At 71.8% G+C, this 12,761-nt stretch carries 12 protein-coding genes; 10 read left to right on the forward strand and 2 right to left on the reverse strand.

From position 1 onward, the window contains the following. The coding region (locus ACLL9L_RS15750; RefSeq protein ID WP_411285604.1) for an aldo/keto reductase at window positions 1–728 on the reverse strand (728 nt) is incomplete at its 3' end. 193 nt (window positions 729–921) lie between these two features. Between ACLL9L_RS15750 and ACLL9L_RS15755 the strand changes: the two genes are divergently transcribed. Further along, window positions 922–1,311 carry a hypothetical protein gene (locus ACLL9L_RS15755; protein WP_411285605.1) on the forward strand — a complete coding sequence of 130 codons (390 nt, stop codon included), beginning with the start codon at window positions 922–924 and terminating at the stop codon, window positions 1,309–1,311. A 27-nt stretch (window positions 1,312–1,338) separates the two neighbouring features. Next, window positions 1,339–1,905, forward strand: a complete 567-nt coding sequence (locus ACLL9L_RS15760; RefSeq protein WP_411285606.1) for a hypothetical protein — start codon at window positions 1,339–1,341, stop codon at window positions 1,903–1,905. 84 nt (window positions 1,906–1,989) lie between these two features. Here the strand turns inward: ACLL9L_RS15760 and larA are convergent, their stop codons facing one another. Next, on the reverse strand, window positions 1,990–3,264 hold the full coding sequence (gene larA, locus ACLL9L_RS15765; protein WP_411285607.1) for a nickel-dependent lactate racemase: 1,275 nt from the start codon (window positions 3,262–3,264) through the stop codon (window positions 1,990–1,992). 199 nt (window positions 3,265–3,463) lie between these two features. On the opposite strand from larA, the gene ACLL9L_RS15770 reads away from it, so the two are divergent. The 8 genes from ACLL9L_RS15770 to ACLL9L_RS15805 all read left to right on the forward strand — a co-directional run. After that, window positions 3,464–4,801: a glutamine synthetase family protein gene (locus ACLL9L_RS15770; protein WP_411285608.1), complete on the forward strand. Its 1,338-nt coding sequence runs from the start codon at window positions 3,464–3,466 to the stop codon at window positions 4,799–4,801. After that, window positions 4,801–7,821 (forward strand): bifunctional [glutamine synthetase] adenylyltransferase/[glutamine synthetase]-adenylyl-L-tyrosine phosphorylase, encoded by a 3,021-nt coding sequence (locus ACLL9L_RS15775; RefSeq protein ID WP_411285609.1) that lies wholly within the window; start codon window positions 4,801–4,803, stop codon window positions 7,819–7,821. The genes ACLL9L_RS15770 and ACLL9L_RS15775 overlap by 1 nt, the downstream gene beginning before the upstream one ends. An 18-nt stretch (window positions 7,822–7,839) precedes the next feature. After that, window positions 7,840–9,096: an MFS transporter gene (locus tag ACLL9L_RS15780; protein WP_411285610.1), complete on the forward strand. Its 1,257-nt coding sequence runs from the start codon at window positions 7,840–7,842 to the stop codon at window positions 9,094–9,096. 57 nt (window positions 9,097–9,153) lie between these two features. Beyond that, complete coding sequence (locus ACLL9L_RS15785) at window positions 9,154–9,288, forward strand: hypothetical protein (RefSeq protein WP_411285611.1); 135 nt, start codon at window positions 9,154–9,156, stop codon at window positions 9,286–9,288. Between the two features lie 82 nt (window positions 9,289–9,370). Beyond that, on the forward strand, window positions 9,371–9,718 hold the full coding sequence (locus ACLL9L_RS15790) for an STAS domain-containing protein (protein ID WP_411285612.1): 348 nt from the start codon (window positions 9,371–9,373) through the stop codon (window positions 9,716–9,718). A gap of 7 nt (window positions 9,719–9,725) precedes the next feature. Further along, on the forward strand, window positions 9,726–11,435 hold the full coding sequence (locus ACLL9L_RS15795) for a PP2C family protein-serine/threonine phosphatase (protein ID WP_411285613.1): 1,710 nt from the start codon (window positions 9,726–9,728) through the stop codon (window positions 11,433–11,435). A gap of 237 nt (window positions 11,436–11,672) precedes the next feature. Then, complete coding sequence (locus tag ACLL9L_RS15800) at window positions 11,673–12,143, forward strand: hypothetical protein (protein WP_411285614.1); 471 nt, start codon at window positions 11,673–11,675, stop codon at window positions 12,141–12,143. 73 nt (window positions 12,144–12,216) lie between these two features. Next, window positions 12,217–12,761, forward strand: a 545-nt coding sequence (locus ACLL9L_RS15805) for a hypothetical protein (RefSeq protein ID WP_411285615.1), incomplete at its 3' end; no start/stop codon positions are given.

The following is a 12,761-nucleotide window of genomic DNA, read 5'->3' on the forward strand; positions in this document are numbered from 1 at the left end:
GCCAGCGCCAGCTGGGCGTGGGTCGCGTGGTGCTCGGCGGCGATCTCGTCCAGGATGCCACCGGGCTTCGCGAGGTCCCCTGCAGCGACGGGGAACCACGGCATGAAGCCGATGCCCTCGGTCTCGCAGTACTCCAGGACCGCCTCGGACTGGCGGTTGCCGAGATTGTAGAGGTTCTGCACCGAGACCACGTCGACGACCTTGCGGGCCTGCTCGATCTCCGCGACGGTCACCTCCGAGATGCCGATGTGCTTGATCTTGCCGGCGTCCTGCAGCTCCTTGAGCGCGCCCAGCGAGTCCTCGACCGGGACCTGGCTGTCGAAGCGGTGCAGCTGGTAGAGGCCGATCTGCTCGACCCCGAGGCGTCGCAGGCTCATCTCGACGCACTGCCTCAGGTACTCCGGCCGACCGACCTGCTCCCACACGTCGGGGCCGCTGCGGGTCAGCCCGCCCTTGGTGGCGATCAGGACGCCGTCGTACGGGTGCAGCGCCTCACGGATGAGGTCCTCGGACAGGTAGGGGCCGTAGCTGTCGGCGGTGTCGATGAGGTCGACGCCGAGCTCGACGGCGCGGCGCAGCACGGCGATCGCGGTGTCGTGGTCGGCCGGCGGGCCCCAGACGCCCTTGCCGACGATGCGCATCGCGCCGTAGCCGAGCCGGGTGACGGGCAGGTCGCCGCCGAGGGAGAAGCTGCCGCTCGCGGAGACGTTCGTGGTGCTGGTGGTCAAGGGTCCTCCAGGGTCATGGCGGTACGGGTGGACGTGGTTCGGCAACCCACGCTGGCCCTCAGCCCTTCCCCTCTCGCCGGCTGCCCACCGGTGCGACCGACCACGTCACAGGTCGGTGGCCCGCCGGGCCGAGGCGTCAGCAGGCGGACGCGGGGTAGGGGTGAGGCGGATCACACCGACCCGGAGGTGCCGCATGACGCAAGGCCTGTCCACCGACGACATCGCCGGACGCCCGAGAGCTGACGAGTCCACGTCCCAGTCCGAGCCCGACCCCGTGGCCACGCCCGACGCCGCCACGCAGCAGGCCGGCGTCGAGCTGCCGCTGCTGGACGAAGGGGAGGCCGATGCCTTCCTGGGCCGTTGGCGCGAGGTCCAGTCGCGGTTCGTGGACGACCCCCAGGCGGCGGTCCGGGACGGCGACGGCCTCGTCGCCGAGCTGATGCAGGCCCTGGCCCGACGCTTCTCCGAGCGCAAGGGCGACCTGGAGGAGCAGTGGAACAAGGGCGGGCAGCCCGACACCGAGGACCTGCGGCTCGCGCTGCAGCAGTACCGCTCGTTCTTCCAGCGCCTGCTCGCCACCTGACCCCTCGACCCCTCCCGGAGGAACCTCATGAAAAGCACGATCCTGCTGGTGGTCCTCGTCCTGCTCGTCCTGGCTGCGGTGGCGTTCTTCGTGCTGCAGTCCCGCAAGCGCAAGGCGCTGCAGGAGCGGTTCGGTCCGGAGTACGACCGGACGGTGCAGGACAGCGACGGCAAGCGGGACGCCGAGCGGGAGCTGCGGGAGCGGGCCGACCGCCGCGACACCCTGGACATCCAGCCGCTCGCCCCGGCAGACCGCGACCGCTACGCCGAGCAGTGGCGTGGCACCCAGGAGCGCTTCGTCGACGCGCCGGACGCGGCCGTCACGGAGGCAGACCGGCTCGTGGCGCGCGTGATGGAGCACCGCGGCTACCCGGTCGGCGACTTCGACCAGATGGCACGTGACGTCTCGGTGGACCACGCGCAGGTCGTCCAGGAGTACCGCGCGGCGCACGAGATCTCCCAGCGCAACGACCGGGAGCAGGCCTCGACCGAGGAGCTGCGGCAGGCGATGGTCCACTACCGCGCGCTGTTCTCCGAACTGCTCCAGGACAGCCCTGACGGGTCGAGCGACGGCCGGCGGGAGACCCGACGCTGACCCCTCCCGCCCGCACGTCCCGCTGCCTTGCCGACGGTCAGAGGGGCCTGGCTCGTCGGTCCGTGTGCATGGCCCCGGGCAGTCTCAGAGCACGTACGGGATGGTCTGCGGCCCCTCGGGCAGCACGCACACGCGCGCATCGGGGCCGGCCTCGGCCAGCGCCTCACCCACCGCCTCGGCCAGGTCGGGCACCGGCTCGAGGTGCGCCGCCCGCAGGTCCTCGTCGGACAGGTACGTCGAGTGGACGCCGACGCGGGCCTTGATCTGGATCTTGGCCTGCACCTGCACCTGCCACTGGTCGGGCACCGTCCGCTCGCGCGCGGAGATCTCGTCGAACAGGGCCTGGGGCGAGGCCGCCGAGGCCAGGACCTCGCGGTAGGAGCCGTGGTCGGGGAAGCCGTCCCGGCACTCCGCGGCGCACAGGATCAGCCCGCCGGGACGCACCACCGTGGCCGCCGCCGACATGCCCTTGACGGCCTGGTAGAGGTTCTGGTCGAGCGGGAAGCCGGCGTTCGTCGTGAGCACCACGGCGAACTCACCGGGCACAGGCGCCATGGCCAGGTCGCGGGAGCGCTCCCGGGCCAGCTCGTGCATCGCCAGCAGGTCGCCGCCGAACGCCGCGACGATGCCCTGCTCGCGGTTCAGGACGACGTCCAGGGAGAAGTCCGCGCCCGTCGACATGGCGGCGGCCCGGATGTCGTCGTGCACCGGGTTCCCGACACACACCCCCCATCGGGCGTCAGGGTGGCCGATGCGGCGGGCGTCGTGCAGGACCAGCACGGTCTCCAACCCGGCGAGACCCGGCGTGATCATCTTCGGCCCGCCGGAGAAGCCCGCGAAGAAGTGCGGCTCGACGAAGCCGGTGGTGATGCGGACGTCGGCCTGCACCCACTCGCTGCACAGCCACACCGGCACGCCGTCGCCGAAGGTGCCCATCCAGGTGAGCGTGGCGTCGTCGCGGGCGTCGTGGTTGACGACGCGCACGGTGTCGACCAGCTCGTCACCGAGCATGGCCCGCAGCTCGGCGTCGGTGTTGCCCCGGTGCGTGCCGGTCGCGACCAGCACCACGACGTCCTCGAGCCGCACCACCCCCTCGAGCTCGGCCAGGACCGCACGGACCATGGCCTCGCGCGGTTGCGGCCGGGTCGCGTCGCACACCGAGATCGCCACCGTCTGGCCGGCCCGGACCCGATCGCGCAGCGGGGGCCCGGCGACCGGTGAGCGCAGCGCCTGCAGCAGCACCGCTGACGGGTCGGCGACGGTGGGCTCCCAGCGGGGCTCGACCACGGTCGTCCGCGACGCCGGCAGCTCTACCGTCAGACCCTCGGTGCCGTAGGCCAGGTGCACGGTGCGGGTCATCGGTGGTCCTTCGCTCGTGAGGCTGCGACCGTAGGCCACGCTCGCGCACGCCGCGGACCGGCTGTGGCGACAGAGGGTCCGGCGCACCTGCAGGGCGGCGGCGGCGGTGCGTGGTTCCGTAGTGTGGGAAGTGCCGGCGGCCGGGCACCCGGGTCCCGGACGACGAGGCCGTACGCCTGCTGATCGGGGAGAGCACGACGTGGACAAGCAGCAGGAGTACGTGCTCCGCACCCTGGAGGAGCGCGACATCCGATTCGTGCGGCTGTGGTTCACCGACGTGCTCGGCACGCTCAAGTCGGTCGCCATCGCCCCTGCGGAGCTCGAGGGCGCGTTCAGCGAGGGCATCGGCTTCGACGGCTCGGCCATCGAGGGCTTCGCCCGGGTCTTCGAGGCCGACATGCTGGCCAGGCCCGACCCGTCGACCTTCCAGATCCTGCCGTGGCGCGGGGACAGCCCCGGCACCGCGCGAATGTTCTGCGACCTACTGCTCCCGGACGGGTCGCCGAGCTTCGCCGACCCCCGCCACGTCCTGCAACGCGCCCTCACCAAGGCGAGCGACATGGGCTTCACCTTCTACACCCACCCGGAGATCGAGTTCTTCCTCCTCAAGAAGGAGTGGAGGGCGGGGCGGCGGCCCGTCCCCGTCGACGATGCCGGCTACTTCGACCACGTCCCCCACGGCACCGGGCAGGACTTCCGGCGGGCCGCGATCACCATGCTCGAGAGCATGGGCATCTCCGTCGAGTTCAGCCACCACGAGGGGGCGCCCGGGCAGAACGAGATCGACCTGCGCTATGCCGACGCGCTCTCGACCGCCGACAACATCATGACCTTCCGCACGGTGGTCAAGGAGGTCGCGCTCGAGCAGGGGATCTACGCGACCTTCATGCCCAAGCCCTTCTCGGACCACGCCGGCTCCGGCATGCACACGCACCTCAGCCTCTTCGAGGGTGACGCCAACGCGTTCCACGAGGCGGGCGCCCCCTACCAGCTCAGCCGGACCGGGCGGCAGTTCATCGCGGGACTGCTGCGCCACGGCGCCGAGATCACTGCGGTGACCAACCAGTGGGTCAACTCCTACAAGCGGCTCTGGGGTGGCGGCGAGGCTCCCGAGCAGCTCACGTGGGGACACAACAACCGGTCCGCGATGGTGCGCATCCCGATGTACAAGCCGAGCAAGGGGCAGTCGACGCGCGTCGAGGTCCGCTCGCTCGACCCGGCCTGCAACCCCTACCTCGCCTTCGCCGTCCTGCTGAGGGCGGGCCTCAAGGGCATCGAGGACGGTTACGAGCTCCCCCCGGAGACCGAGGACGACGTCTGGAACCTCACCACGGCCGAGCGCCTCGCCATGGGGATCGACCCGCTGCCCTCGTCCCTGGGCCGGGCTCTTGAGACGATGGAGCAGAGCGAGCTCGTGGCCGAGACCCTGGGCGAGCACGTCTTCGACTTCTTCCTGCGCAACAAGCGGGCCGAGTGGGAGGAATACCGCAGCCAGGTGACGCAGTTCGAGCTCGACCGATACCTGCCGCGCCTCTAGTGCACCGGGCCGGCTCGCTCGAGGGACAGCTTGCCCGGCTCGGGTTCGCCGAGCCGGACCGGGCTGCCCGGCTGCTCGGCGACCAGGCGCTGGCCGGCTTCGTCGACCCGTTCGACGATGTCTTCCACGACGGCCTGCCGGATGCGCTGAGCCGAGCGGCGGATCCCGACCTCGCCCTCCTGGGTCTGGTCCGGGTCGTGGAGTCGCTGTCCTCCAGCGCCGGGGACCGGATCGACGGGAACGCCGACGCGGGTGAGCTCCTCGCGGCCCTGCGACGGACGGGCTCGGCCCGGGACCGGCTCGTCGCCGTCCTCGGGGGCTCACGGGCCCTGGTCGACCATCTCGTCGCCCACCCGGGCCACTGGCGGTGCGTCGCGGAGGCGACGGCGCCCACCGGCGAGGGTCTGCGGACCGGCCTCGTGGCGGCGGTGGGCCGCGAGCAACGCGGCAGTCACACGGCATACGACGCGCTGCGCATCGCCTATCGCCGCGAGCTGCTCGCCATCGCCGCGATCGACCTCACCTCCGCGGACCCGGTCAGCCACCTGCCGGCGGCTGCGGAGCAGCTGGCCTGGCTCGCCGAGGCCTCCCTCGAGGCCGCGCTGGCCATCGCCCGCGAGGAGTTCGGGCCGGGCCACGAGGACTGCCGCCTCGCGGTGATCGGCATGGGCAAGACCGGCGGCGGGGAGCTCAACTACGTCTCCGACGTGGACGTCATCTTCGTCGTGGAGCCCGCCGAGGGGGTCGCGGAGGAACGCGCGCTCGAGATCGGTGCCCACCTCGCGGCCGGCCTGATGAGGGCCTGCGCCGCGTCGACGGCAGAGGGGACCCTGTGGCCGGTGGACGCGGCCCTGCGCCCCGAGGGCAAGCACGGACCGCTGGTGCGGACCATCGCGAGCCACCGCGCCTACTACGAGCGCTGGGCTAAGACCTGGGAGTTCCAGGCGCTGCTCAAGGCCTGGGTCTCGGCCGGGGACCTCCAGGTCGGGCGCGCCTACAAGGACGCCATCGGGCCGATGGTGTGGGAGGCCGCGGGCCGGGACAACTTCGTCGAGGACGTCCAGGCGATGCGGCGTCGGGTCGAGGAGCACGTCCCGGCCGCCGATGCCTCCCGTCAGCTGAAGCTGGGTCCGGGGGGGCTGCGCGACGTCGAGTTCGCCGTCCAGCTCCTCCAGCTCGTGCACGGCCGCCACGACGAGTCGCTGCGATCGGCCACGACGCTGGAGGCCCTGGCCGCCCTCGCCAAGGGGGGCTACGTCGGGCGTGCGGACGCGGCGACCCTCGACGAGGCCTACCGGTTGCTGCGGACGCTGGAGCACCGGATCCAGCTCTACCAGCTGCGGCGCACCCACCTCATGCCGACGAGCGAGGCCGACCTGCGTCGCCTGGGGCGGGCGGTCGGCCTGCGCACCAACTCGGCCAGGGCGGTCGCCGAGCTGAGGGCGTCCCACTCCCGCGAGGTGAGGCGCATCCACGAGCGGCTGTTCTACCGCCCGCTGCTCGCCGCGGCCGCCCGGCTCAGCTCCTCGGACACGTCGCTCAGCCCGGAGCAGGCGCGAGCCCGACTGTCGGCACTGGGTTTTCGCGATCCGGCCGGGGCGATGCGCCACCTCGAGTCCCTGACCACGGGGGTGTCCCGTCGCGCGGCGATCCAGCGGACCCTGCTGCCGGTGATGCTCGGGTGGTTTGCCGACGAGGCCGACCCCGACGCCGGGCTGCTCGCCTTCCGGAGGGTCAGCGAGGAGCTGGGCACGATCCACTGGTACCTCAAGATGCTCCGCGACGAGGGCAGCGCTGCCGAGCGTCTGGCTCACGTCCTCGGCCGGAGCACGTATGCCGCCGACCTCCTCGTGCGCTCGCCCGAGTCCGTGGCGATCCTCGGTGAACCCGGGGGACTCGTCCCGCGCACCCAGGACCAGCTCGCCGCGACGATGCGCAGCGCGTCGGGTCGCAAGGCGGACGCAGACACCGCCATTGCTGCCGTCCGGGCGATCCGGCGCCATGAGCTGCTGCGGATCACCTTCGCCGACCTCACCGGTCTGCTGACCCTGGCGCAGGTGGGGCGGGCCCTGTCGGACCTGGCCGGTGCGACCCTCCAGATGGCGCTCGACCTCGCCGTGCGGCGGGTGGAGTCGGCCGACGACCAGCCGCTCGGGACGGCCATGGCGATCATCGGGATGGGGAGTCTCGGGGGACGGGAGATGGGCTACGCCTCCGACGCCGACGTGATGTTCGTGCACCGAACGGTGCCCGGCGGGTCCGAGGAGGACGCCCAGCGCAAGGCCGTGCTCGTGGTCCAGGAGGTCAAACGGCTCCTCGGCGGCGCCGGTCCCGACCCCCAGCTGATGCTGGATGCCGACCTGCGCCCCGAGGGCAAGAGCGGCCCGTTGGTGCGGAGTCTGCAGTCCTACGCAACGTATTACGGGCGCTGGGCGCTCACCTGGGAGTTCCAGGCGCTCCTGCGAGCCCGGCCGGTGGCCGGCGATCCCGGCCTCGGCGCGGACTTCATCGCTCTCGTCGACCCGCTGCGCTGGCCGCGGGAGGGGCTGAGCCCGGCCCAGGTTCGGGACATCCGGTTGATGAAGGCCAGGGTCGAGGCCGAGCGGCTCCCCCGCGGGGGGGACCGCAGGACCCACTTCAAGCTCGGTCTCGGGGGGATCACCGACGTCGCGTGGACGGTCCAGCTCATCCAGCTCGAACAGGCCCACGCCCAGCCAGCACTGCAGGTCACCGGCACGATCGCGGCCCTCGAGGCCGCCCGGGAGGGGGGCTTCCTCAGCCCCGCCCACACTCATGACCTGGCGGCCGCCTGGACCCTGGCCATGTCCCTGCGCAACGCCTCCGTCCTGTGGCGTGGCCGACCCGCCGACGGGGTGCCGAGCGACCTGCGCGACGCCGACGGGGTGGGCCGGATCATCGGTCGGGCGCCGGGGTCCGGGCCCTCCCTCAACGACGACTACCGACGCGTCGCGCGTCGTAGCCGGACTGCAACCGACTCCAGCTTCTACGACCCCCGTTAGACAGATAGCCTCAGCCGGATGAAGGAGCGGGAGGGGGCCCTGTTGACGACACCTTCGTATGCCTCCGTGTTCGCGAGGCGCGGCTTCCCGGCCCTGTTCGTCGCCGCGGCGCTGTCCACCTGGGGCGACTACATCGCCCGGCTGACGATCGCCGCGGTCGTCTTCGAGCGCACCAGGTCACCCCTGGCGACGGCCACGGTCCTGGCCGTGAGCATGCTCCCGTCGATCTTCGGCCGCAGCCTCCTGGGGCCGCTGGCCGACCGGATTCCTTACAAGCACGTGCTCATCGGCGCGCATCTCACCCGCTCCCTCTGCGTCCTGGCCCTCATCGGGCTGGTTACCGCCGAGGCACCGGTGGGTACCCTGCTCATCGCGCTGCTCCTGCTCGAGACGTTCGGGGGACCCGCGGTGGCGGCGAACCAGGTGCTGATGACCGATCTGTTCGAGGACCGTCGCCTCTACGTCAAGGCCATGGGCCTGACTGCCCTGGGGGAGCAGGTCAACCAGGCTGCAGGCCTGGCCCTGGGTGGTCTGGCCGTCGGTTTCCTCGGGGCGGGGGTGAGCCTGGCCGTCGACCTGATGACCTTCCTCGTCTCGGCCGCTGTCGTGATGGTCGTGGTGAGGGCCCGACCCGTCGTGGGGACCCCGGGCAAGGGGTTCGGGGGATTCTTCCGGGACATCGCCCTGGGGGGTGCCTACATCAGGCGCCACCGCGTGCTCCGGTGCCTGCTCGGGCTCAGCCTCGTGTCCACGCTGGCGATCGTCGCCCCGGAGGCCATCGCCATCCCGTATGCCGGGGACGCCCGCCTGGGGGGGCTGCTGATGGCCGCCCCCATCGCCGGCGCTGCGCTCGGCGTCGTCCTGGTGGGCCGGTGGCAGCCGGAGGTCGCGAACTCCCGGATCATCGTCATGGCCCTGCTCATGCCGGCTCCGCTGTTCCTCTCCGCATTCCAGCCGTCCATCCCCGTCACCTGGGTGGCCTGGTTCGTCAGCGGAGCGCTGCAGGCGTTCATGCTGCCCCTGCAGTCGACCTTCTCGCTCCTGGCCCCGAAGGGTCGACGCGCCACGATCTTCGGCCTCGCCGGAGCCGTGTCGGTGACGTCCTCCGGCCTGTCCTACCTGCTTGCCGGGTGGCTCTCCGAGCTCACCAGCCCGGCAGCGGCGGTGACGATGTGCGCCGTCATCAGCCTCGGCGCAGTCGTCCTCGTGGCCTCTCGCTGGCCGCGGCGCGAGCTCGAGACCGCCGTCGACACGGCATACGCGGTCGAGCACTGAGAACGGGCGTACTGTCGACCCGTGGAGCCATCCAGGCTCCCGACGAGGGAGCACCCCATGGCCGACAAGTCACCCCGACAACACCTCGCCAAGAAGGCCGGCAAATCCCTCAAGGAGAAGCGGGCCGACAAGCACGCCAAGTCCGACGCCAAGGAGCACACCCCCATCATCCCCCCGGGAAAGAAGCACTGACCGACGTTCGCCAACTCCGCCTCGTCCTCCCGCCTCTCCCGTTAGCCTGACAGCACTGGGGGGATACGTAACGAGGTGAGGCATGGATCTGGTTGGCTCGAGCGAGGTGCGGCCGGGTGTCGTCGTCGTGCGGGTCACCGGCGAGCTGGACATGTCCACCTCCCCGGAGCTGACCCGCCACGTCGAGGGCATTGACCTGTCCCCGGGTGTCACCCTCGTCCTCGACCTCAGCGCGGTGCCCTTCGTCGACTCCAGCGGGCTGAGCAGCCTCGTCGCCGTCCGAGCGGCCACCATGGACGTCGACGGCCGGCTCGGTCTGGTGATCGGTGACCGGATGATGAAGCTCCTGCGGATGACCCACCTGGACGGCGTCTTCGCGCTCTACGACACCGTGGACGCGGCGGTGGACGACCTTGCCGGAGTGTGCTGACTCGCCGGTGGCCCTGATCAGGGTCACCGGTCTTGCAAGGGTCACGGGTCAGCTCGTCGGAGCCACCGACGTGGCAACGGTCACCGAGATCGTCCTTCGGGAGGCCGCTCATGTCGCCGGGGCCAGCGCAGCCATGCTCGCGGTCCGGGAGGGCGGGCAGCTGCGCCCCCTCGGCCTGCAGGGGCAGGCGCTGGCCCTGGACCTCACGAGCGAGACCTTCTCGCTCGCGGAGCACCACCCGATGTGCGAGGCGGTCCGCACCGGCAGGTCGGTGATCCTCCTCGGAGCGGGCTCGGTGGCGCGTGACTACCCCGTGCTCGCCGGGGACGAGGACCGGTCCGTCGTCTGCATGCCACTCATGCCGTGGGGCTCGGAACCGTTCGGCGCACTGGGTTTCCGGTTCGATGGGCCGGGGAGCCAGCCGGGCCCCTTCGAGCTGCAGCTGCTGGAGGTGCTCGCCGACGCGTGCACCCAGGCACTCACCCGCCTCAAGGCGCAGCGACTCGGGGCCGAGCGCGCGCGGAGGCTGCAGTTCCTCTCCGACGCCTCGATCGCGCTGGCGAGCAGCCTCGACCACCGCGAGACCCTCGCCACCGTCGCCCGGCTCGCCGTCCCCGAGTTCGCCGACCGCTGCACCGTGGAGATGCTGGAGGACGGGAGGCTGCGCACCCTGGCGGTCGCGCATGTCGAGCCCGGCGCGGCGTCTGGGCCCGGGGGCCGCCGCGATCGCCTGCCTGACGACCCTGGCGTGCAGTCACGCTCGCTGGAGGTGGCCCGGACGGGTGTCAGTGCCCGGTTCGAGCAGGTCCGCTCCGTGGCGCCCGCACCGGACGACGCCGGCATCCGGTGCGACCTCATCGTCCCGTTGACGGCTCGCGGACGGGTCTTCGGGGTGATGACTTTCGCCGCGGCGGGGACGCGGCTCACCTACGGGCCGGAGGAGATGACCCTCGCCGAGGACCTCGCCCGCCGGGCGGCGATGGCCATCGACAACGCCGACCTCTTCTCCCAGACCCAGCATGCGGCGCAGGTCCTGCAGCGGGCCCTGTCGCCCGAGCGGCTACCCGATGTCGTCGGGTGGGAGATGGCGGCCATCCACCGTCCCTCGGGCCGCACCGATGTCGGCGGGGACTTCTACGACGTGATCCGGTTGCCCGATCGGAGGCTGGCCGTCGTCATCGGGGACGTCATGGGCCGCGGCGTCGACGCGGCTGGGGCGTCGTCGCGCCTCCGTTCCGCCGTGCGCGCCTACGTCGCCGACGACCCGGACCCGAGCAGGATCGGGACGAGCCTCGACCGACTGATGGAGCTCGATCCGGCGACCCCGCTCGTGACCATGGCCTACCTGCTCTTCGACCCTGCCGCGGACATGGTCGACGTGCTCATCGCCGGGCACCTGCCGCCGTTCGTGGTGACTGCCGAGGGCACCCAACGGATCCTGAGCAGCGGCGGCACACCGCCCTTCGGGGTCGGCGCGGTGACGAGGACCTCCCAGCGGGTCCCCTGCCGGGTGGGCGACCTGGTCCTGCTCTACACGGACGGCCTCGCCGAGCGACGCGACGAGGACATCGACGTCAGCCTGGCCCGCCTCGGCGCGAGGATCGCCGAGATCGTGATCGACGACGTGCAGGTCTGGCTCACCACGCTCGCCGACGCGATGGCGGGGGCGGGGTCCGACGACGACGTCGCGCTCCTGGCGGTGCGCCGCACGTCGTGAAGCCACCGTGCCGGCCGCGCGCCCGGCCGCACCTGCCGACGGAGGCCAGCCGTCCGGCATACCAGCGCATTTCGCCTGCGACGGCTCGTTGCCTGTTTGGGCGAGCGCTCGGGCGGCGGACGTCGACCGCTTGCCCCCTGGCGATTGACTCGACCGTGCCACTCACGCGGGGGTCCGAACGGACTAGTTTTGACTCCCGGGCCCAACGGTGAGCCCGATACGAGAGAGTGGACGATCATGAACTCGACCGGATGGATCTCGATCGTTGCCGCAGTGGTGGTTGTTGCGGTCATCGTCGCCGTCGTCGTCGCCCGGGCCCGGAAGAAGCGGATGGAGAGTCAACGGGTGGAGGCTGCTCAGCTGCGGGACACGTCGGCTGAGCACCACATGGCGCTGCGGGAGCAAGAAGCAACCGCAGCCTCGGCGGAGGCCGAGGCCCGTCGGGTGCGTGCCGAGTCTGACCAGCGGGCGGCGGAGGCCGAGCGGCTGGAGGTCGAGGCCCAACGACAGGGGATGGAGCGCGACGCAGCCGCGGAGGAGAGCCAAACCAAACTCCGTCGCGCCGACGCACTGGACCCCGACGTCCGCACCGACAAGGAGGGCAACCGCCTCGACGCGGACGGCAACCGCATCGAAGGCGAGGGTCACCCGAGCCGTGACATCGTCGGCGATCCCGACGAGGACCCTGGTCGCAGCCGCCGCGACTGACAGGGCACGTCCACCGGCTCGCCGACCCGCGCTGGGCTCGCTGATGTCGGCGGACTGGGGGATACTGGACCCAATGACTCAGATACCCAGAACCACCCAGCACGCTCGCAGCGTCTCTTTCGCCGTCCTCACCGCCGTCCTCGCCGTCGGCGTGGCCGTTGGACCGGCCCACCCAGACCAGCGCCCGCCGACGGACTCCGTGGTGACGGAGGCGGCGGCAGCTCCGGCGGCAGCAGCTCCGGCGGAAGCGGTGGCTGCGCCAGCGATCGCCACAGGTTCGGCGGCATCCGTCGCGAGCCGGTCGGTGGAGCGCACCGTCCGGGCCTTCGCGGCCGAACACCGCTTCACGGTCCACCTGGCCCCGCTGCCGCGCTATCGCGGTGTCCCCGCCTATGCGACCACGGACATGCGCACCTGCCAGGTGTGGGTCACCAAGGCCACCACGAGTTCCGTCGCCCTCGACGTCCTGCGGCACGAGCTCATCCATGTGCTCGCGTGTCGCGCGGGAACCCACTTCGCCACGTCCCACTTCGAGCACGTCGCCGACGCGGGCGCCGCGCTCCAGGGCTCTCGCCACGCCTTCTACGGCCGCTTCTCGGCGGACGACACCCTCGAGGC

Origin of the sequence: Lapillicoccus sp., from assembly GCF_046595215.1 — a bacterium.
In the GTDB taxonomy this organism is placed as follows: Bacteria; Actinomycetota; Actinomycetes; order Actinomycetales; family Dermatophilaceae; genus Lapillicoccus.

Excerpts from the sequence above, each read along its gene's own strand:
- ACLL9L_RS15755 (WP_411285605.1), top strand. The coding sequence starts at position 922 with ATGACGCAAGGCCTGTCCACCGACGACATCGCCGGACGCCCGAGAGCT.
- ACLL9L_RS15760 (WP_411285606.1), top strand. The coding sequence starts at position 1,339 with ATGAAAAGCACGATCCTGCTGGTGGTCCTCGTCCTGCTCGTCCTGGCT.
- larA (WP_411285607.1), bottom strand. The coding sequence starts at position 3,264 with ATGACCCGCACCGTGCACCTGGCCTACGGCACCGAGGGTCTGACGGTA.
- ACLL9L_RS15780 (WP_411285610.1), top strand. The coding sequence starts at position 7,840 with ATGAAGGAGCGGGAGGGGGCCCTGTTGACGACACCTTCGTATGCCTCC.
- ACLL9L_RS15785 (WP_411285611.1), top strand. The coding sequence starts at position 9,154 with ATGGCCGACAAGTCACCCCGACAACACCTCGCCAAGAAGGCCGGCAAA.
- ACLL9L_RS15790 (WP_411285612.1), top strand. The coding sequence starts at position 9,371 with ATGGATCTGGTTGGCTCGAGCGAGGTGCGGCCGGGTGTCGTCGTCGTG.
- ACLL9L_RS15800 (WP_411285614.1), top strand. The coding sequence starts at position 11,673 with ATGAACTCGACCGGATGGATCTCGATCGTTGCCGCAGTGGTGGTTGTT.